We start from the raw sequence: 19,408 nt of genomic DNA on the forward strand, positions 1-19,408 counted from the left end.
AGGTTATTCTGACTTCAGACTTCGGAGCGGCACAGGTGATATCCTGAAGTCATTCATGTTCAAGTGAGTTACCTAGGGGGAGTGTTGCCCAGCTTGTAAGTTCGTGCCAATCTATGCGAACTAGGCTGAATTCAAGCGGATGTCGGTCAAAGATATCGATAGCCTCACTCTGCACGTGTATCTTCTTTTCCCTCGACGGGCGGTATCGAACTCCTGATCCCATTTGCGGTTTTCCTGCGGATTGCGCTCATGGCTCATGCACTGTTCAACTTTCGTCTCCATGCAGTCTTGGCATTTGCCGGCCTTTTCGGATCACAAACGGCAGTGGCTGATCCTTGCGCAGGAATTCAGGGAGATGCGCAGTATCTTAAGGACAGCATCGAGACCACTATCCGCGAAATTGACAGAGCGCTCTACTTTCAGCGTAGTGAAGCTTCTGAATCCCTACAGTTCCAGGTGCAGTGCGACAACCGGGAAGAAAAATCAGCAGCGTGTCGCGACTTGGGCATCAGTCTCGAAGTCTTGGTATACCTTCGCAAGGAAAAAGAGCAGGTCATTCGTGACCTGACACAGAAACTTTCCTATCACCGGCAAGAGTACCAAAGCACCAATCTCAAACTGTTCCGCTGTCGGCAGCAATATGGCAGTGCTGAAAGCCCTCCGGCGGTAAGGCTTTCAGATGATGATATGTTTCGGATCCGGCAGGAGAACAAGGAGCGAGAGAAATACTTCCAACCACCGAGCGTGGAACCTCCCCCCTATGATCCCGATATTGACCTGAGACAACCCAACAGCCTGGGTGATCCGTCTGTCCGTGGTCCCAAGCGCAGCCGAGAACCAGGAAAGGCGACCCGCCTCGTCCCTGGTAAGCCTGGGCTGCCGGAGGGTGGCCCTGACGATATGGCAGACTTACCCAACTTTGGCACTGACGAGTCGGCAGCTTTGCCTGGTTTTGACAAAGATGAGTTGGCGGGTTCGCAATTTCCCTCACCAGAAGACTGGACGCCGGAGCAACGAGAACGCTGGGGCAAGTTGCTAGAGGAGGAACAGGCCCGGATCGAGGCCCAGATGCCACCTCTGCCGAACTTTGGCACGGATGAGGCCAAGCACGACAAGCCCGCAGAACGCATCGTAACCTTGCCATCTGGATTTCCGTCGCCAGACGACTGGACGCCAGAGCAACGAGAACGCTGGGGCAAGTTGCTAGAGGAGGAACAGGCCCGGATCGAGGCCCAGATGCCACCTCTGCCGAACTTTGGCACGGATGAGGCCAAGCACGACAAACCACCGGAACGCATTGTGACGTTGCCTGGAGGGTTGCCGTCTCCCCAAAGCATGACACCAGAGCAACAAGAGCAATTGAGTGCTGCTCTCCAGCAGGAGTTACCTCAGCCATCTGTTGTGCCGCAAGAAGTTGCCCCTCCCGTAACGCCCGGACCCGGACTGCCCTACACGTGCAGCACAGATGCGGAAGGCAGCTTTCCATGTGATGTTGTGTCAACAGATTCTGAGGGCAATTTCGAAATTACGTCTCCGGGTAAGCCAAGCTATTCCTTTGCGTATATTGAGCCAAATGTGTTCAGTGTTTTCTGGGGTTCAACCAATCTCCCGGGCCTCTATAGGCGCACCGAGATTGGCGGGAAGGTTTGTTGGATAAACGATGCAACGCCATCATCGATCTGCATGCAATAGTCGCGGTCGATTTTCGTGGAGAGGAGACAGCCATGCTGGGTAAGCTGATTTCAAAGGCCTTTCTCGCGACACTCATGATTGGTCTCGGAATTGCGGTTTTGCCAAACCTTACCAAGGCGCAATCAGGCGGTGCCGGGCGCGCGCTATTGTACAATGCAGGTTCGGCTGCGGGCTCACAGTTCGACAAGGGAACAGTTTCGTGGTCACAGGTCGACGTCCAAGGCACTCCTGCTGCTGAGGCCACCGTGAGCTTCGATGAACTTGGTTGGCAGTCGGTGATAACGTTCTTCAGAATCACCAATTCCGAAGGTCTAGCTGAATACGTCGTTGAGGTTCGGTCAGTGCCTCCCGATGTAGATGTATCGATGAGGGAGCTGAGATCCTTTGTTTCGAGGTCGAGACTGGAGGAGCGCGCCAGACCTTTGATAGGAACCATCGTGCCGAAACCCGATGGCAGCTTCTGGGTTGTCTCACCCGACACGCGCGCTGAGGTCGTTTACAACATGAGCGTATTGCTCGGAGGCGTGTGGTTTGAGGTGGCGCTATCGAACAACAGAGGTGCGAAAGGAACTATTCTGTTCGAAAAAGGGCAAGAGGGTGAAAAGATCATTCGCGATGTGTTCGACGCCTGGATGGTCACACCAGCCGTTTCACCTGCAACCGATGTGCCAGCATCCCAAGGTGCTATGCTCGGGTGTTTCAGGGACCCCAATAACCCGTTCGATCTGGATGGGTACCTCGAACGAAGTGCGCAAAATACGCCCCAATCCTGCGTGCAGATTTGCCGTGATCGAGGCTTTGCTTTTGCTGGCGTCCAGTACGGCGAGAGCTGTCTCTGTGGAAGCCGGTATGGCCAATTTGGTGCCGCTGACAATTGCAACATGGCGTGCACCGGGGATACCAGCCAAATCTGCGGTGGCGTGAACGCAAACAGCGTTTATTCCACCGGACTTTAAGGGCAAAAGCAGTACGTGGAAAAGAACAGACATAAACAATGAGATCCGATGGGTCGGGAAACAGTTATTGTGCGACCTGGTGGACCGTGGAAGTCATTTTACAGCATTAATGTCCGAAAACTGGAATATGAACTCTGGCTGTGAGAGCTTTCCATCGAGGGTCAGGCTGCTCTCATAGAGACAGCCCTCCGCGTCGTCGCCGACAAAAGAACCCGAAAACTTGACCTGCTGCCCCTCCTTGAGCTGGCTGGCCTTGTCGAAAAGGGGCGTACCCGGCTGAATCATGGTGTGGTGCAATGTATCGGAGAGAGCGTTGCCCCACGTCTTCACATACACATTCGGTGCCAGCGTTAGCTCGATCACGCCCTTCCCATCTGAGTTGGACGTGATCGTGTAGACTTCCGCGATCCAGTTCGAGATCGCCAGCTGGGGCAACATGGCGCAGATTTCCTTCTCGCGCGTGGCGCGCGCACCACCTTTCTGCATGTCGTTAGCCGCTGCTCTGTTGGCGTCCTGAGCTTTCTTGACGATCTGGAGAAACCTGACCTGGTCTTCTGGAAGAGGAATGGCGGGCTGTGGGGCATTCGCCTGGGCGCTCGATTTCGAGGACGTGCTTGAACTCGATGTCGGTGAACCATTCTGGGTTCCCTTAATGACCTGAACGGCTATGCCCAAGAGAAAGAGACCACCGATAATCTTCACGGCCTTGTTCATCGCTTCGGTTTCCTTGTGAGTTGTTGCCTTGAGAAACACATGTTGCTGGAATTAATACATATTATAGTTGATAAACGAGCGTGCTGTAAACGCCGATCCTTGCCTGCATGGACATGCGGAAACTCGTGGGTCGGAACTTTGCCCGCCTTCGGAGAGACAAGGGCTTGACCCAAGAGGAGGTCGAGGCCCGGTCTGGATTCAGCCAGCAGTACCTGAGTGGACTGGAAAACGGCATGAGGAACCCCACCGTCGTCACGCTTTACGAGCTCGCCCAGGCCCTGGGGGTCGACTATCTCGATCTCCTAAAGCCGCCGGTGGCGACAAAGAAAGTTTCGAGATAGCCGACTGACCAGATGACCAGTTGGCTTCTTCTGTATCTCCGCCGGTGGGGTGCCCCGTTACTGCCCGGTCAGGCCTTTTTCCTGGGCGAGGCTGCGGCGGGTGCCTTTTCAAGGATCGTGTCCAGCTCGCCCGCTTTCACCGCCGAGATTAAAGTATCGATGACGCTGCCGAGCTTCTCGCGAGAGCCGACCGCGATGCCGGCCTTTCCCTTCTCGAATTCTAGGACGCGAAGGCCGTGGCGAACGGTCAGGACCGTCTGGCCCGCGTCGTCAGTCGTCCACCACGGCGTGACCCGCTTCTGGCTCTCTTGCAGGGTGCGCTGGCCGTCGACCTTACGCCAGCGACGCACCGTCCTCGCGTAGTTCGGGTCCGCGATAAGTGCCTTCTGGTCTTCCAGCCGCTCCAGAAGCTTGGCTCGCCGGGCCTGAACGGGCGACCGGCGAAGCTTGGTGACGGCGGTGAATGACAGGGTCTTTAAAGCGTTCATGCTGTTCCTCCTCTGAACATATAGCTTTATATTCCTATTTCCGCGAGGTGTACACCGTTTCGTCACATCTGCAGGTGGCGACCGATCCTTTGGTCCGGTCTTGCTTTCCGCTCGGTAACCGGTAACGAGGTAACCTTACCGCAAGCGCTTGAAAAACCTCGGACAGTTCGGAAGGCTGTTACCCAGGTTCCCGCCGTTACCGGTTCAGCTTGTATCGATCTTACCAGCTCAAGGTTGAGCGGGCGGATTTCTCGTGCTCCTCCGGCTCGTAAAGGATGCTTTCACTGACGGCAAACATCCGGATCTGCTTGACGACATCTTGGTCGCCCTGTCTTGTTTTGATCTTCACGGGCAGATTGCGGCGGCCCTTGTCGTGCACGAGAAAGCCGCGCCGCTTGAGCGCGTCGGCCACGAAATCCGGATCGCGACCTGCGCATGCTTCCTTCCAGGCATCAGGGAAGAAGCAATATCTGGGGGGTTCTTTCCTTACATTCTGCACGAAACCAAACCTGCCGGAATTTCCCCAGCTAAGGTCGGCTTCACCGAGTGCAGCCAGCGGCCGGCTGAACTTGGTTGGCCCATTTGTCGCGATGACGGAACGGATGCAGGCTACCGCATCTTCTTCTTCAAGTGACCCTGTCGTTCCCCGCTTCTGAAGCCAGTCGTCAAAGCACTTTTGCGCCGCCGCGTTGGATTCTCCGTTGTCCCACGGCAAGATGCGGAGCCTGATCGCGATCTCGCCTGCCGCCGCAACCAAAGCAAATCGCTGGGCGACACGGCTTACCTGACCGTCGACCGATCCCGGAAACGCCGTTTTGAAGAAAACATCCTGCAGTTCCTTCCGCTTCGGCCGTGATCGCCTCGACATCGGCTGCGACCCGCTGGACGAAAGCCTCCCATGCGTGACCGTAATGAGCCCGAGAAGCTGCCTTCAGATGCCGCGCTAACGCGCCAGAGTCGGGAAAGCCGTGAATCTTCTCGATCAGCGTTTCGGCATCTGCCGGAACTGCTGGTATGTCAACGAAACGCGTCTGCTGGCCCGCAACGGCGCGGTTATGCGCTCCTTCTTCAGAAACCTTGTCGGCGAGCGTGACCTCTCCCGTCGACAGCGCAATTGTCCGCCATTCCTTTGGCGGTCGCGCGTCACCGTACCGGTTCGCCCTGATCTTCCCTATGCCGTTTGCAAGCATATAGGCCGCATGACCGGCTTCGTGCGCTCTGATCTGCCCCATCTCGTCGAGGCAAAGGAGAGCGTCGCAATGCGCTTCCGCAATACCTTCAAGGCCGTTTGCAGTGGCCCGCCAAGGGCGAATGTAGCCGCCAGTACCGCCGCCGCCCCAGACTGATCCTGCCACCTCCAATGCCGTCGACTTGCCGATCGAGGAGGGGCCGACGAAGTGGAACCCGCCAGACTCCGCATTCAGGTGCTTTAGGAGTGGAGGTGCGAAGGCGGCGCTGAGGGCGAATGCTAGCCGGGAGTTTCCTGCCGCATACTTGGCGACCTGTTCCTTCCATTCCCCCAGCGTTCCCGACGTGTGACCGGCCCGGGAATGGGACACGTGAGGCATCACCATTCGCTCGCCCTTCAGCGATGCGCCCAACGTCTTCCCCGGGGTCACGAAGCAATTCCCCAGCCAACCCATGCGGTCGACCGTGGTGGCAGTATCGGGACCTGTAATGCGCGACAGGTAGTCCTTTAGAGCCTCCCGCTCGTCCCTGCCGGTGGCGATTTTCAACCCAGCACTCTGAAGGATCTTCCGGACCTCAGCTCCGTCGCCACCAAGCATTTCCTCACTCAGGTGAACTTCGGTCTCCTTGCCGTCGGGATCTGTCACCTGCACGAGCAGGCCCCAGTTCTTCCCCTCAGTGTCCCGCGTGCGGGCAACGAACTGAAGCGGCCCACAAATCCATTCCCATCGCCCATTTATGATGTCGCCACGCTGCCACGTGAGGATTTCTGCCTCGACCCCCTTGGGTGTCATCCTGAAGTGGACGTGCGTCGGGGGTTCTACCGGTAGCGGGTGTGGTGGCGTCTCAATGCAGTCGAACTCAACAATCGCCTGCCGCAATGTCTCGGCTTCCCAGCCATCGGCGGCCGCGTCAGCGAGATCCCATCCTTCTGGCGCCGATCCCCTCACCAGACGCTCTCCGCCATGCCATTCGCAGCGGGCGATTTTGTCCAGAGAAAGGAGCCTGACGGATGCTGCACCGGCTTCGAACGACAGCCGCACGACATCGTCAGCATAGGATTGGCCGTTTTTATCGAGATCAGGAGCGACGAGAACATTGCGGCCCTTCACCGACAACCAGTTTGACTTGCGTGCCATGTTCCAGCCGAACGGTGATGTCGTCGTGACCATGTCCGGGAAGAACCGCGCAGCAGCGTCTGCGGTCTTCTCGCCCTCGCACACGAGGATGGTCTTCTCCGGGTTCAGAACAATGTCCGGGAGCCGGTATAGCGGATAGGTCTCAAGGCCTTTCAAGCGCCATCTGGAGCCCTCCGGCGTCACGCACCATGAAAGCGGGAGGTAACTGGGAGTGCGCCTGCCATCTGCCTCGACATACTCGAACCGCAACATATAGCCAACGATCGCACCGGCTTCGTCACGGTACGCCCACGCGGCCAATGCTTTGCCGAGGGCGGGGTGGGAGAATTCAGGATCGGGCGCACTCTCAGGAACTGGAGAGACAACGCGAACTGGGACTTCTGGAGGCGGCTGTGGTGCCGAAAGGATTTCCTCTTCGGTGAGCGGGGAGCAGATATCAAGCAAGTTCGACCCCCAGCATTCGGGCCACTTCGCGAACGGCGATGTCGTCCGCAACACCCTCCAAAAAAGACAGCAGACTGATGACGTCGTCACCGGAATCGCCCGTCGTCCAGTCCCGCCAGCCGCCGGTAAGTAAATCGACCTTCAGCTGGCTCGCTGTTGTTCTGGGATTAGGCGCGACCCAGTGATGGCCACGCATTTCGCCGGACGGAAGCCAGCGCTTGGTGATCGCGGAGAGTTTCGCAATCGCCGCGTCGTTCACGGCGCGTCGCTTCTCAGGGGTAGGTGACTTAGCCACGTGTCCCTCCCTTGCGAGTCGCTCTTGTTACTGCTTCCTCGGAGGTGCAGCTGAACTTTGTGGTCGTCCTGCTCTTGATCCAATCATCGACGTCTGCGGGCTCATAGTAGGCTCGCCGACCGAATTTCAGATACGGAGGTCCGCCACCCTTAGAGGCCAAGGTATCCAGCGTCAGGTGAGAAAGCCTGATGCCAAACACCTTCTGGAGATAGGTCGGAACCTGCTTGCGTGTCATCAGACGGGTATGATTTTCGGTATTTTCACTCATTCCTGTTTCTCCATGTTGGAATGGGCAACAGGTGTGGAACGAGGCTCTAGGATGCCAGCAAAGTTGCTGGTGGAATTGGAGCAAAAGGCCACGACAATTCCACCGCCTGAAGATCTGGGAACAGGAGCCTTCTCTTCAGCTTGTCCAGCCTACTTCGGGTTTGATTAGGCTGGGTTCCGCGTGGTCAGCATTTGGTCAACAAACGGAATCTCCCCCGGGGAAATCGGGAGGATCAAGGAAAAAGGCTTTTGAAAACATTGAAGTGGATGGTGGAGCCAGGCGGAATCGAACCGCCGACCTCTTGCATGCCATGCAAGCGCTCTCCCAACTGAGCTATGACCCCTTATCCGGTGGGTGGCGGTTTTTTGCGGGGCTTGGGACCCCGCCGCCGTGATCAGGCCACCCGGAGGTGACCGATGCGGGCCTTGCCATAGTTGGCCTTCGCCCGCTGATCAAGCAAAACTTTCATATCGGCGAAAGCGGAGGAACCGTTACGATTCTTCTTCGTCTTCCTTGCCGCCGCCCTCGATGAGGCCGTCCATGTTGCCGCCTTCTTCTTCCTCTTCCACGAGGAAGGTATCGTCCTCTTCGGCATCGTCCTCGCTGGCTTCCTCGCCCAGGTCGACATCCTCGATCCCTGCGGTTTCGTCGTCGTCCTTGTTGTCTTCCTCGACTTCCTCGAGGCTGACCAGTTCGACATCCGCGGTTTCGGTGTCGTCGGCCTCGACCTTTTCACGGGGCTTCGGAATGGGCGCAGCAGCGGCGCTGGGGAAATCGCCCTTCGAGGGCAGGATGGCCTGGGCAATGAAGGACGTGCCGCACTTCGGGCAGGTGATGGGCTCCTTCAGGAGATCATAGAATCGCGCAGCGCAGGAGGGGCATGTGCGTTTGGTGCCAAGTTCGGCGTTGACCACGTAGGTGTCCTCTTCAGATCGGAATATGAGGGAAATCGGCGCGCCTCATGCCACGGGTGGCGGCAATTGTCAAAAGCCGGATGGGCGGGCCGGTTGACCCGGCGGACGGGCCGCAGGCGAAGGCGTGACAGGGGGCGGCGGGGCGTGTAGGACACGGCGCGCATTCTCCACTCAGGCCCCGTTCCCAGGCACAGCAAATCCCCATGTCCCACGCCGCCGCCCCGCTTCCCCTCCTGTCGCGCAAGTCGCAAGGCCTCAAAGGCCGGGTGCGCGTGCCGGGTGACAAGTCCATGTCCCACCGGTCGCTCATGTTCGGTGCCGTGGCCCGCGGCGAGACGGTGATCTCCGGCCTGCTCGAAGCCGAGGATGTGATCAACACGGCGAAGGCCATGCAGGCCCTGGGCGCCACCGCCACCCGTGACGGCAAGGGCGTGTGGCATGTGACCGGGGTCGGCATCGGCGGTCTCCGGTCTCCCGCCGGTGAACTGGATTTTGGAAATTCCGGCACGGGTGTCCGCCTCGCCATGGGCCTCATGGCCTCGACGCCGCTCACCGCACGCTGCGTCGGCGATGCCTCGCTGTCGAAGCGCCCCATGGGCCGCGTGACGAAGCCGCTCGCCCAATTCGGCACGCGCTTCGAGACGAGCGAAGGCGACCGACTGCCCCTCACCATTCACGGCGCGGGCGAGGCAAAGCCCGTTACCTACACGTTGCCCGTCGCATCGGCGCAGGTGAAGTCCGCCGTGCTGCTGGCCGGATTGAACACGCCCGGCATTACCACGGTGATCGAACCGGTGCCGACCCGCGACCACACCGAGCGCATGCTCTCCTCCTTCGGTGCGAAGATTGCCGTGACCGAAAAGGACGGCGTACGCCACATCACCCTCGAAGGACGCCATGAACTGAAGGCGCAGGTGCTGGACATTCCGGGCGATCCGTCGTCTGCCGCCTTCCCCATGGTGGCGGCGCTCATCACGCCGGGATCCGAGATCGTGATCGAGAACATCATGCTCAACCCCACGCGCACCGGCCTGTTCGTGACGCTCGAAGAAATGGGCGCCGACATCACTTACGAGAACCGCCGCAGTGCTGGCGGCGAGGACGTGGCCGACATCCGTGTGAAATCCTCGAACCTCAAGGCCGTGCGGGTGCCGCCTGAACGCGCCCCTTCCATGATCGACGAATATCCCGTTCTCTCGGTGGCTGCGTCCTTCGCGGAAGGAACGACGCGCATGGAAGGCCTGGAGGAATTGCGCGTGAAGGAAAGTGACCGTCTCGCCGCCGTGGAAGCAGGGCTTCAGGCGAACGGCGTCATGACCCATTCCGGCCGCGACTGGCTGGAGGTGCATGGCGGTGGTGCACCGGGCGGTGGCACGGTGGTGACGCACATGGATCATCGCATCGCCATGTCCTTCCTGGTGATGGGTCTTGCGTCGCGCATTCATACCAGCGTCGATGACTCCCGTTTCATTGCCACGAGTTTCCCCGGCTTCACCGAATTGGTGAACGGCATGGGCGGCAGGATCGAAGCGAAATGATCATCGCGGTGGATGGTCCTTCGGCGGCCGGCAAGGGCACGCTGGCGCGCGGCCTGGCCAAGGCGCTGGGCTATCATTTTCTGGATACGGGTTCGCTCTACCGCGCTGTCGGGCTGATGATGCTGCGTCATGACAAGGCACTGGATGATGCCGGGGCTGCGGCACAGTTTGCGGCAGCACTTGATCTGCCGTCGATCCGCGATGGCGAGCTGCGCAACGAGGATGTTGCCCATGCGGCGTCGCGCATTTCGGTTTATCCCAAGGTGCGCGCCAACCTGCTGCAGTTCCAGCGCGACTTCGCGCGCAAGGCGCCGGGAGCGGTGCTGGATGGCCGCGACATCGGCACGGTTGTCTGCCCGGATGCCGACCTGAAGTTCTTTGTGACGGCAGCCACCGATGTGCGCGCCCGGCGCCGCTTCGACGAGTTGAAGGGGCAGGGCCAGGATGTGGCCTACGAAGCCGTTTTCGAAGATGTCATGGCCCGCGACGAACGCGACGCCACCCGCACCACCGCCCCCACCGCCATGGCCGACGACGCCATCATGATCGATACCTCGGAATTGACGGCAGACGAAGTGCTGAAAGCCGTGCTCGACGTGGTCCGCGAACACGCCAAGGGCTGAGGTGCCGCGAAAGCGGGCCTCGATCCATGCGCCTGTCGCCGGCACCCGAAGCGGGAGTCCGGATCGCGCGCGACATCGCGCCGGTGACGCGATCAAGGGGCGATGGTCAAGGCGGCATGGGTGTGAGGGGAGAAAATGGAGGGACTGTTTCTGTCCCGGCTTCCCGCCAGCATGCTTGAGGAGATGGAGAGAGGGGTATTCGGCGTGAAGCCGTTTCGAGAAACGCAGCGGTTTTGGCCCGCAAGGCCCGCACTCGCCAATCCACACAGCCAGGGCACTTACGGACTGAGCCCGGCCCCGTTGCGTGCGCCTCCGGAGAGACACACGGGGTGTGGGTGAACTGCGGTAAACCGCGCTTGGACCTTAGTGTCCAAGGGGCGGACCTCCGGCTCCCGGGAGAGATGGATGCTTCGTCCATCCCGCGCGGGCGCTGCTCACGGGTGAGGCAGTGCAGATAAGCTCGCGACACTGATCCCTCCTTGCCAGACCCATCGCAAGCCATAAATCACAAGATAGGATTAAAGTCAAGCAATCTGCTTTGGTCCCGCCCAGTGGCAGAAAACGCCGCAATGTTCCCAACACCCCGTGTGGTCCAAGCATGTGGGCCATACGTCTTTGAGCGAGGGGTATCGAGGCGGAGCTTCTGGCACAAACTCATCCTCCACATGCGTGAGGGATGACGGATCATCGCACGTGGCGTTCGGGGCCGGCGGGCGGGCGCGCTTCGGGCTTGCCCCGGCCCCTCCCTTCCCCTATATGCCCGCCATCCCGAGGCCGGAGAAATCCGGGTATTCACCGGGGTGCCGGGCCCAGGGCCTTTCACCCCAGCTTGTTCCGGACAGGTGTGTTGCGTGTGCCTCGATCATGCAGCCCGCTCCCGGAATGCCCCTAACCCAGACCTGCCGGCTTTTTCCGCGCCACAATGAGCGCCCCGCCCGCAGGTGAAGCATCTCCTGACAATCCGAATTTTTGGGCCTGCTTCGAAGGATACCGACCTATGGCGAAATCCGCCGTTTCCATGAACCCCACCCGCGACGACTTCATGTCTCTCCTTGAAGAGAGCTATGCCGACCGCCCCGTTTCCGAAGGCCAGGTCGTCAAGGGCCGTGTTCTCGGCATTGAAAAGGACAACGTCATCATCGACGTCGGCCTGAAGACTGAAGGCCGCGTGGCCCTCAAGGAATTCTCCCAGCCCGGCAAGGAAGTCGTCCTGAAGCCCGGCGACACCGTTGAAGTCTATCTCGAGCGCATCGAAAACGCCCTCGGCGAAGCTGTCCTGTCACGTGACAAGGCCCGCCGCGAAGAGGCCTGGACGCGCCTTGAGGAAATGTCAACCAAGGGCGAACGCGTCGATGGCGTGATCTTCGGCCGCGTCAAGGGCGGCTTCACCGTCGACCTCGGCGGCGCCGTGGCCTTCCTGCCCGGTTCGCAGGTGGACGTACGCCCGATCCGCGACGTGGGTCCGCTCATGCACGTCTCGCAGCCCTTCCAGATCCTCAAGATGGATCGCCGCCGTGGCAACATCGTCGTCTCGCGCCGCGCCATCATGGAAGAGACCCGCGCCGAGCAGCGCTCCGAACTTGTCCAGAACCTCGCCGAAGGCCAGGTGGTGGATGGCGTGGTCAAGAACATCACCGACTACGGTGCATTCGTGGACCTGGGCGGCATCGACGGCCTGCTCCATGTCACCGACATCGCCTGGAAGCGCGTGAACCATCCTTCGGATGTCCTCTCCGTCGGCCAGACCGTGAAGGTGCAGATCGTCCGCATCAACCCCGAGACGCAGCGCATCTCGCTGGGCATGAAGCAGCTCGACAAGGATCCGTGGGATATCGTCATCGAACGCTACCCTGTCGGCACCAAGGTCAAGGGCAAGGTCACGAACATCACCGACTACGGTGCATTCGTTGAACTGGAAGACGGCATCGAAGGCCTCGTCCATGTGTCCGAAATGTCCTGGACCAAGAAGAACGTGCACCCCGGCAAGATTCTCTCCACGTCGGAAGAAGTCGATGTGCAGGTGCTCGAGATCGACGCTGCCAAGCGCCGTATCTCGCTTGGCCTCAAGCAGGTCCAGCAGAACCCGTGGGAAAGCTTCAACGCCCGCCATCCGAAGGGATCGGTTGTGGAAGGCGAAGTGAAGAACATGACCGAGTTCGGCCTCTTCGTCGGCCTCGATGGCGACGTGGACGGCATGGTCCATCTCTCCGACCTCGACTGGAAGCGGTCGGGCGAAGAAGCCATCAAGGACTACAAGAAGGGCGACAAGATCCAGGCCGTCGTTCTCGACGTCGACAAGGAAAAGGAACGCATCTCGCTGGGCATCAAGCAGCTCGGCGGCGATCCCATCAAGTCGGCCGGCACCATGAAGAAGGGTGACAAGGTCACCTGCGAAGTGCTGAAGGTGGAAGATGGTGGTCTTGAAGTGAAGATCGCCGGAACCGACCTCACGGCTTACGCAAAGCGCGCCGACCTCGCCCGCGACCGTGGCGAACAGCGCCCCGAGCGTTTTGCCGTCGGCGAAAAGTTCGACGCTCTCATCACCGTGTTCGACACCAAGGCCCGCAAGGTCAACGTCTCGATCAAGGCGCTGGAAATCAGCGACGAGCGCGAGGCCGTGGCACAGTATGGCTCGTCCGACTCGGGCGCCTCGCTTGGCGACATTCTCCAGGCCGCCCTCAAGCGCAAGGACGAAGAGAAGGAATAACTCTTTCTTTCTGAAACACTTTACGGAAGGCCGGACGCACGCGTCCGGCCTTTTTCTGTTTGGGGTGTCAATTTGCCGGGCCTGCCAGTATCCTCCGCGCCATGACAGCTTCCGACATCGATCACATCATCAATCACCTCAGCCTGAAGAAGAGCCGCCGCCGCTGGCGCTGGCTGGCGGTCATCCTCGGCCTCGTTGCGCTCTTTGCCATCTTCGCCAGCCTGGGTGGCGACGGCACGCCCGCGAAGGACCACATCGCCAGGCTCCGCATCGACGGCCTCATCACCGGCGACCAGCAGAGCCTCGACCTGCTGCGTGACGTCGCCAAGGACGACCACGCCAAGGCCGTGATCCTCAGGATCGACAGCCCGGGCGGCACCACGGCGGGCTCGGAGGCGCTCTATGAGGAAATCCGCAAGGTCTCCGAAAAGAAACCGGTCGTGGCAGTCATGGATACCGTGGCAGCCTCGGGCGGCTATATCGCGGCCCTTGCCACCGATCATGTGGTGGCGCGCGGCAACACCATCACCGGTTCGATCGGCGTCATCTTCTCTTTCCCGGAAGTCTCGCGCCTCCTCAACACCGTCGGCATCACCATGGAGGAGATCAAGTCGGGCGAACTGAAAGCCGAGCCCAGCCCCTACAAGCCGGTGTCGGAAAAGGCCCGCGCCCATGCCATGGAGATGGTCCAGGATGGCTTCCAGTGGTTCAAGGGACTTGTGGCCGAACGCCGCAAGCTCGCCGCCGCCAAGGTGGACCAGTTGTCCGATGGCCGCGTCTTCACCGGCCGCCAGGCCAGGGCGGAGGGCCTGATCGACGAACTGGGCGGCGAGGATGTCGCGGTGAAATGGCTGCAGGCCGAAAGAAAACTTCCCGAAACCCTCGAAGTGCTGGACTGGAAGCCGCCGAAACCCTTCGCCCAACGCGTTTTGGGGGCCAGCATCGGCCACTCCCTGCTGGAAGCCCTGGGTCTTGGCAGCCTGAGCGACGTTGCCGCGCGCGCCAAGCTTGACGGGATGCTTGTGCTTTGGCACCCTGCACAGTGAAAATCTTGCGCCGTTCCAGCAGGTTGAGGCCACCATGATCAAGTCCGAGCTCGTCCAGAAGATCGCCGACAAGAACCCGCACCTCTACCACCGGGACGTGGAGCGCATCGTCAACCGCATCCTCGATGAAATCATCGCCGCCATGCGTGACGGCTCGCGCGTCGAACTGCGCGGCTTTGGCGCCTTCTCCGTGAAGTCGCGCGAGGGCCGCCTCGGCCGCAACCCGCGCACCGGTGAATCCGTCGATGTCATTCCAAAGCGCGTGCCCTTCTTCAAGACGGGCAAGGAACTGCGCGTGCGGATGAATTCGAAGTCTGAATAAAGGGACTGTCCTTGCGCCGTTTCTTCCGCTGGCTGGTGGGCTTGCCCGTCGCCGTCCTCGTGATCGCCTTCGCGGTGGCCAACCGCCGCTGGGTGACGCTGTCGCTTGATCCCTTCTCCCAGGATGCGCCCTTCGCGGCGATCGACATGCCGCTGTGGCTGTTGCTCTTCATCGGCGGTTTCATCGGCCTGCTGGTGGGCTGGTTCGGGTCCTGGCTGGCCCAGGGCAAGTGGCGCAAGGCGGCGCGCGACTCGCGCAGCGAAGTGGCCCAGCTCCAGCAGGAACTCGCCGACGTCCGCCGCAACGACCCGCGCGAGCAGCCGCGCGATGTGACCGTATTCCCCGGGGGACTGATGTGAAATGGCTTGATGCCGACGCCGTGGCCCGGTTCGCGCCGCACCGCGACCTGGTCGAGGCCCTGCGCGAGGGTTTTCGTGCGGCCATTGAAACGCCCGTGCGCCACCACCACGAAACGGGCAAGGCCACCCTGCTGCTGATGCCCGCATGGTCGAAGGACTGGACCGGACTCAAGACGGTGACGGTGAAGCCCGACAACGTGGAGAAGGGTATTCCTTCGATCCAGGGCACCTATCTCCTGATCGACAACGCCACCGGTGCACCCGTCGCCCTCATGGATGGCGGCGAGATCACCAGGCGGCGCACCTCCGCGGCCTCGGCCCTGGCAGCCGACTACCTCGCCCGCAGGGATGCCTCCGTGCTGACCCTCTTCGGTGCGGGCGCACTGGCACCCCATTTCGCCCAGGCCCACGCCGCGGTGCGGCCGATCAAGACGGTACGGATCGTCAACCGCAACGCGGAGAAGGCCGCTGCCGTCGCAACCGAACTGAAGGCATTGGGCTTCGATGCCGCGCCCGCCAGCGCCGAAGACGCGGTACGCGAGGCCGACATCGTCACCTGCATCACCAATGCAACCTCTTCCCTGTTCAAGGGCGAATGGCTGAAGCCCGGCGCCCATGTCGATCTCGTCGGTGCCTACCGCCCGACGATGCGCGAGGCCGATGCGGAGGCCGTGCGCCGCGCCCGCGTCTACGTCGATACCTATGAAGGGGCCCGCGCCGAGGCGGGCGATCTGCTGCAGGCGGAAGCCGAAGGCGCCTTCTCTTTTGACCAGATCAAGGGCGACCTGGCCCAGCTCTGCAAGGGCGAGGTGCAGGGCCGGACTTCGGAGAGCGACGTCACCCTGTTCAAGTCTTCCGGCACAGCCCTCGAAGACCTCGCCGCCGCCGTGATGGTGCATTTGCGCTCTGGGCGTTGAGGCGTTAGAGCAGGGCCAGTCCTCACTCATCAGCCGTCGGGGTGACGGTTGAAAATCCGGGAGCTGTTGCCGACGTGACCATGCCCAACCCCATCTGTGTCGCCATCGACACGCCTGATCTCTCCCGTGCCCTTTCACTGGTGAAGGCGCTGCGCAGCCATGTGGGGCATGTGAAGATCGGCATGGAGTTCTTCTACGCCAACGGGGCGGCTGGTTACGCCGCCGTGGCGGAGGCGGGCATTCCGGTGTTCCTCGATCTCAAGCTGCACGACATTCCCAACACGGTCGAGCAGGGCCTGCGCTCGCTCATGAAACTGGCGCCCGCTCCCGCCATCATCAACGTCCACGCCACCGGGGGCCTCGACATGATGAAGGCGGCGCGCACGGCGGTGACGGGCGCAACGAAGCTGATCGCCGTCACCGTCCTCACCAGCCTCTCCAACGACAACATCTGGGCCGCAGGCTTTGATCCCGCGCGAGACACGGCGGAACAAGCGCTCACGCTTGCGCGCCTCACCCAGGCGGCGGGGCTCGATGGCATTGTCTGTTCGCCGCATGATCTCGCAGGCGTGCGCAAGGCCCTGCCGCGCGCGTTCCTCACCGTCGTGCCGGGCATTCGCCCCGCTGACACGGCGGCGAACGACCAGAAGCGCATCGCCACACCCTCCGCCGCCGTCGCCGCAGGGGCCGACATCCTGGTCATTGGCCGCGCCATCACGGCTGCCGCCGACCCGGCAGGCGCTGCGCAGGCCATCCTTGCCGGGCTCACATGACAACCCTCGTCAAGATCTGCGGACTCTCCACGCCGGAGACGCTGCAGGCGGCGCTGGAGGCGAGGGCTGATTTCGTCGGCTTCGTGTTCTTTCCGAAGTCGCCGCGCAACGTGTTGCTGCGCCAGGCGGCAAGCCTCGCCGCACAGGCCCGTGGCCGCGCCCGCGTGGTGACGCTGGTTGTCGATGCCGAGGACGCTCTTCTCACGGATATTGCGGAAGCGGTGAAGCCAGACCTGATCCAGGCCCATGGCAGCGAGACGCCGGAGCGTTTGGCGCGCATCCGCCTTCTCACTGGAATCCCCGCCTACAAGGCCTTGCGGGTGCGAAACGTGGCCGACGTGGCCAAGGCGGCGGACTACGCGTCGTCACCCTTCATCCTCTACGATGCCATGCCACCGGAAGGGGCGGTGCTGCCCGGCGGCAACGGGCTGGCCTTCGACTGGACCATCCTGAAGGACGCCGCCCGGCCCTTCATGCTGGCGGGCGGACTGACACCGGAAAACGTTGATGAGGCCATCGCCACGACCGGTGCTGCCATGGTCGATGTCTCGTCGGGCGTGGAATCCGCGCCCGGAATCAAGGACATCACCCGCATCCGGAAATTCATTGAGGCCGCCAAGGCCTCGGGCTAGAGCATCTCCATGACCCAGGCAGCATCTCCCAATTCCTTCCGCACCGGCCCTGATGAGCGCGGCCTTTTCGGCATCTATGGCGGACGTTTTGTCGCCGAAACCCTGATGCCGCTCATCCTTGAACTGGAACAGGCCTACAGGGACGCCAAGGCGGACCCATCCTTCCAGGCGGAACTGGATGGCTTCCTCACCCATTTCGTTGGAAGGCCGTCGCCGCTCTATTTCGCCGAACGCCTGACCGAACATCTCGGTGGCGCAAAGATCTACTTCAAGCGTGAGGACCTCAATCACACCGGCGCCCACAAGATCAACAACGTGCTGGGCCAGATCATGCTGGCGCGGCGCATGGGCAAGACCCGCATCATCGCCGAAACGGGGGCGGGCCAGCATGGTGTCGCCACCGCAACGGCCTGCGCCCGCTTCGGCCTCAAGTGCATCGTCTACATGGGCGAGGTCGATATTGCCCGGCAGATGCCCAACGTCTTCCGCATGAAACTGCTGGGCGCCGAAGTGGTGCCGGCGAAATCCGGCTCGCGCACCTTGAAGGATGCGCTGAACGAAGCGTTGCGCGACTGGGTCGCCAATGTGGAGGATACCTTCTACTGCATCGGCACGGTGGCAGGGCCCCATCCCTATCCGGAGATGGTGCGCGATTTCCAGTGTGTGATCGGTGACGAGACGAAGAAGCAGATGCTGCACCAGGAAGGCCGCCTGCCGGACTCGCTGGTGGCGGCAATCGGCGGCGGCTCCAACGCCATGGGCCTGTTCCATCCCTTCCTCGACGACAAGGACGTCGCGATCTTCGGCGTCGAAGCGGCGGGCCTCGGACTTGAAACAAAGACGAAGCATGCAGCCTCCATCACCGGCGGAAAGCCCGGCGTGCTGCACGGCAACCGCACCTACCTGCTCATGGACGACGACGGCCAGATCATCGAAGGCCATTCCGTCTCGGCGGGGCTCGACTATCCCGGCATCGGACCGGAGCATGCCTGGCTCAACGACATCGGCCGCGTGCAATATGTTTCCGCCACCGACAAGGAAGCGCTCGATGCCTTCCAGCTCTGTTCGAAACTCGAAGGCATCATTCCCGCCCTCGAACCTTCGCACGCCATTGCGCATGCCATGAAGATGGCGCCCAAGCTGCCCAGGGACCACCTGATGGTGATCAACATGTCGGGCCGTGGCGACAAGGACATCTTCACCGTGGCCGACATTCTCGGAGTGAAGCTGTGACCACCCGCATCGACTCCAAGTTTGCCGAACTCAGGAAGGAAGGCCGCGCGGCCCTCGTCACCTTCATCACGGCGGGCGATCCCGACTACAAGACCTCGCTCAAGATCATTGCCGGATTGCCTGCTGCCGGTGCCGACGTGATCGAGTTCGGCATGCCCTTCACCGATCCCATGGCTGATGGCCCGGCGATCCAGGCAGGTGGCCTGCGCGCCCTCAAGGCGGGCGCCACCATGAAGAAGACGCTGTCGCTGGTGAAGGACTTCCGCAAGAAGGATGACACCACGCCCGTCGTTCTCATGGGGTACTACAATCCGATCTACGTCTACGGCGTCCAGCAATTCCTTGCCGATGCCAAGGCGGCGGGAGCTGACGGCCTCATCGTGGTTGACCTGCCGCCCGAGGAGGATGACGAGTTGTGCCTGCCCGCCATGGAGTCGGGCCTCAACTTCATCCGCCTCACGACACCGACGACCGACGATGCCCGCGCCCCCGCGGTGTTCAAGAACACCAGCGGTTTCGTCTATTATGTGTCCGTGCTCGGCATCACCGGCACCAAGGCACCGGACTTGAAGAACGTGAAGGCCAACGTGAAGCGCCTGAAGAAGCATACGAAGCTCCCGATCTGCGTCGGCTTCGGCGTGAAGACGGCGGAGCAGGCGCGCACCATTGCCGAAACCGCCGATGGTGTCGTGGTCGGCTCGGCGCTGGTCTCGGCTGTGGCGAATTCGCTGACCCCCAAGGGCAAGGCCACGCCCCAGACAGCACAAGCCGTGCACAAGCTGGTGAAGAAGATCGCCAAGGGAGTGAGGAACTGACCCC

20 protein-coding genes and 1 tRNA gene are annotated in these 19,408 nt (G+C 61.3%); 14 read left to right on the forward strand and 7 right to left on the reverse strand.

Annotation, left to right across the window (positions count from 1 at the left end; genetic code table 11):
- The first annotated feature begins 249 nt into the window (after positions 1-249).
- Complete coding sequence (locus tag IPM06_06750; protein ID MBK8770113.1) at positions 250-1,692, forward strand: hypothetical protein; 1,443 nt, start codon at positions 250-252, stop codon at positions 1,690-1,692.
- A gap of 32 nt (positions 1,693-1,724) precedes the next feature.
- A complete protein-coding gene (locus tag IPM06_06755) occupies positions 1,725-2,648 on the forward strand; it encodes a WSC domain-containing protein (GenBank protein MBK8770114.1) in 924 nt (307 codons plus the stop codon).
- Positions 2,649-2,741: 93 nt separating this feature from the next.
- On the opposite strand, the gene IPM06_06760 is transcribed toward IPM06_06755, so the two are convergent.
- Positions 2,742-3,362: a hypothetical protein gene (locus tag IPM06_06760; protein MBK8770115.1), complete on the reverse strand. Its 621-nt coding sequence runs from the start codon at positions 3,360-3,362 to the stop codon at positions 2,742-2,744.
- A gap of 107 nt (positions 3,363-3,469) precedes the next feature.
- Here IPM06_06760 and IPM06_06765 point away from each other — a divergent pair, with 107 nt between their 5' ends.
- A complete protein-coding gene (locus IPM06_06765; GenBank protein MBK8770116.1) occupies positions 3,470-3,703 on the forward strand; it encodes a helix-turn-helix transcriptional regulator in 234 nt (77 codons plus the stop codon).
- Between the two features lie 68 nt (positions 3,704-3,771).
- On the opposite strand, the gene IPM06_06770 is transcribed toward IPM06_06765, so the two are convergent.
- The 6 genes from IPM06_06770 to IPM06_06795 all read right to left on the reverse strand — a co-directional run bounded on the left by IPM06_06770 (position 3,772) and on the right by IPM06_06795 (position 8,439).
- On the reverse strand, positions 3,772-4,191 hold the full coding sequence (locus IPM06_06770; GenBank protein MBK8770117.1) for a hypothetical protein: 420 nt from the start codon (positions 4,189-4,191) through the stop codon (positions 3,772-3,774).
- 220 nt (positions 4,192-4,411) lie between these two features.
- Positions 4,412-4,906: a hypothetical protein gene (locus tag IPM06_06775; GenBank protein MBK8770118.1), complete on the reverse strand. Its 495-nt coding sequence runs from the start codon at positions 4,904-4,906 to the stop codon at positions 4,412-4,414.
- Positions 4,857-6,962, reverse strand: coding sequence for a DUF927 domain-containing protein (locus IPM06_06780; GenBank protein MBK8770119.1), 2,106 nt, complete (start codon positions 6,960-6,962; stop codon positions 4,857-4,859). Before IPM06_06780 ends, IPM06_06775 begins: the two co-directional genes overlap by 50 nt.
- On the reverse strand, positions 6,955-7,221 hold the full coding sequence (locus IPM06_06785; protein ID MBK8770120.1) for a hypothetical protein: 267 nt from the start codon (positions 7,219-7,221) through the stop codon (positions 6,955-6,957). The genes IPM06_06780 and IPM06_06785 overlap by 8 nt, the downstream gene beginning before the upstream one ends.
- A 571-nt stretch (positions 7,222-7,792) precedes the next feature.
- Positions 7,793-7,868: transfer RNA gene (locus IPM06_06790), tRNA-Ala, on the reverse strand.
- Between the two features lie 148 nt (positions 7,869-8,016).
- Positions 8,017-8,439 (reverse strand): TIGR02300 family protein, encoded by a 423-nt coding sequence (locus IPM06_06795; GenBank protein ID MBK8770121.1) that lies wholly within the window; start codon positions 8,437-8,439, stop codon positions 8,017-8,019.
- A 203-nt stretch (positions 8,440-8,642) separates the two neighbouring features.
- Between IPM06_06795 and aroA the strand changes: the two genes are divergently transcribed.
- The 11 genes from aroA to IPM06_06850 all read left to right on the forward strand — a co-directional run bounded on the left by aroA (position 8,643) and on the right by IPM06_06850 (position 19,404).
- On the forward strand, positions 8,643-9,977 hold the full coding sequence (gene aroA, locus IPM06_06800; GenBank protein ID MBK8770122.1) for a 3-phosphoshikimate 1-carboxyvinyltransferase: 1,335 nt from the start codon (positions 8,643-8,645) through the stop codon (positions 9,975-9,977).
- The gene (locus IPM06_06805) at positions 9,974-10,600 is read left to right on the forward strand and encodes a (d)CMP kinase (protein MBK8770123.1); all 627 of its coding nucleotides are present in this window, start codon (positions 9,974-9,976) and stop codon (positions 10,598-10,600) included. Before aroA ends, IPM06_06805 begins: the two co-directional genes overlap by 4 nt.
- Before the next feature lie 997 nt (positions 10,601-11,597).
- Positions 11,598-13,307, forward strand: coding sequence for a 30S ribosomal protein S1 (rpsA, locus tag IPM06_06810; GenBank protein ID MBK8770124.1), 1,710 nt, complete (start codon positions 11,598-11,600; stop codon positions 13,305-13,307).
- A gap of 101 nt (positions 13,308-13,408) precedes the next feature.
- Positions 13,409-14,353, forward strand: coding sequence for a signal peptide peptidase SppA (gene sppA / locus IPM06_06815; GenBank protein ID MBK8770125.1), 945 nt, complete (start codon positions 13,409-13,411; stop codon positions 14,351-14,353).
- Positions 14,354-14,387: 34 nt separating this feature from the next.
- The gene (locus IPM06_06820) at positions 14,388-14,675 is read left to right on the forward strand and encodes an integration host factor subunit beta (protein MBK8770126.1); all 288 of its coding nucleotides are present in this window, start codon (positions 14,388-14,390) and stop codon (positions 14,673-14,675) included.
- Positions 14,676-14,686: 11 nt separating this feature from the next.
- Complete coding sequence (locus IPM06_06825; GenBank protein MBK8770127.1) at positions 14,687-15,034, forward strand: DUF1049 domain-containing protein; 348 nt, start codon at positions 14,687-14,689, stop codon at positions 15,032-15,034.
- Positions 15,031-15,951 (forward strand): ornithine cyclodeaminase family protein, encoded by a 921-nt coding sequence (locus IPM06_06830; protein ID MBK8770128.1) that lies wholly within the window; start codon positions 15,031-15,033, stop codon positions 15,949-15,951. Before IPM06_06825 ends, IPM06_06830 begins: the two co-directional genes overlap by 4 nt.
- An 80-nt stretch (positions 15,952-16,031) precedes the next feature.
- Positions 16,032-16,724, forward strand: a complete 693-nt coding sequence (gene pyrF / locus IPM06_06835; protein MBK8770129.1) for an orotidine-5'-phosphate decarboxylase — start codon at positions 16,032-16,034, stop codon at positions 16,722-16,724.
- Positions 16,721-17,356, forward strand: a complete 636-nt coding sequence (locus IPM06_06840) for a phosphoribosylanthranilate isomerase (protein MBK8770130.1) — start codon at positions 16,721-16,723, stop codon at positions 17,354-17,356. Before pyrF ends, IPM06_06840 begins: the two co-directional genes overlap by 4 nt.
- A 9-nt stretch (positions 17,357-17,365) precedes the next feature.
- Positions 17,366-18,589, forward strand: a complete 1,224-nt coding sequence (gene trpB, locus IPM06_06845; protein ID MBK8770131.1) for a tryptophan synthase subunit beta — start codon at positions 17,366-17,368, stop codon at positions 18,587-18,589.
- The gene (locus IPM06_06850; protein MBK8770132.1) at positions 18,586-19,404 is read left to right on the forward strand and encodes a tryptophan synthase subunit alpha; all 819 of its coding nucleotides are present in this window, start codon (positions 18,586-18,588) and stop codon (positions 19,402-19,404) included. Before trpB ends, IPM06_06850 begins: the two co-directional genes overlap by 4 nt.
- Positions 19,405-19,408: the final 4 nt, after the last annotated feature.

This window comes from Hyphomicrobiales bacterium, assembly GCA_016710435.1.
Lineage (GTDB): Bacteria > Pseudomonadota > Alphaproteobacteria > Rhizobiales > Aestuariivirgaceae > Aestuariivirga.

What these genes read in the sequence shown, in the direction of transcription:
- IPM06_06750 (MBK8770113.1), top strand. Translation starts at nt 250, where the DNA reads ATGGCTCATGCACTGTTCAACTTTCGTCTCCATGCAGTCTTGGCATTT.
- IPM06_06755 (MBK8770114.1), top strand. Translation starts at nt 1,725, where the DNA reads ATGCTGGGTAAGCTGATTTCAAAGGCCTTTCTCGCGACACTCATGATT.
- IPM06_06760 (MBK8770115.1), bottom strand. Translation starts at nt 3,362, where the DNA reads ATGAACAAGGCCGTGAAGATTATCGGTGGTCTCTTTCTCTTGGGCATA.
- IPM06_06765 (MBK8770116.1), top strand. Translation starts at nt 3,470, where the DNA reads ATGGACATGCGGAAACTCGTGGGTCGGAACTTTGCCCGCCTTCGGAGA.
- IPM06_06770 (MBK8770117.1), bottom strand. Translation starts at nt 4,191, where the DNA reads ATGAACGCTTTAAAGACCCTGTCATTCACCGCCGTCACCAAGCTTCGC.
- aroA (MBK8770122.1), top strand. Translation starts at nt 8,643, where the DNA reads ATGTCCCACGCCGCCGCCCCGCTTCCCCTCCTGTCGCGCAAGTCGCAA.
- IPM06_06805 (MBK8770123.1), top strand. Translation starts at nt 9,974, where the DNA reads ATGATCATCGCGGTGGATGGTCCTTCGGCGGCCGGCAAGGGCACGCTG.
- rpsA (MBK8770124.1), top strand. Translation starts at nt 11,598, where the DNA reads ATGGCGAAATCCGCCGTTTCCATGAACCCCACCCGCGACGACTTCATG.
- sppA (MBK8770125.1), top strand. Translation starts at nt 13,409, where the DNA reads ATGACAGCTTCCGACATCGATCACATCATCAATCACCTCAGCCTGAAG.
- IPM06_06820 (MBK8770126.1), top strand. Translation starts at nt 14,388, where the DNA reads ATGATCAAGTCCGAGCTCGTCCAGAAGATCGCCGACAAGAACCCGCAC.
- pyrF (MBK8770129.1), top strand. Translation starts at nt 16,032, where the DNA reads ATGCCCAACCCCATCTGTGTCGCCATCGACACGCCTGATCTCTCCCGT.
- IPM06_06840 (MBK8770130.1), top strand. Translation starts at nt 16,721, where the DNA reads ATGACAACCCTCGTCAAGATCTGCGGACTCTCCACGCCGGAGACGCTG.
- trpB (MBK8770131.1), top strand. Translation starts at nt 17,366, where the DNA reads ATGACCCAGGCAGCATCTCCCAATTCCTTCCGCACCGGCCCTGATGAG.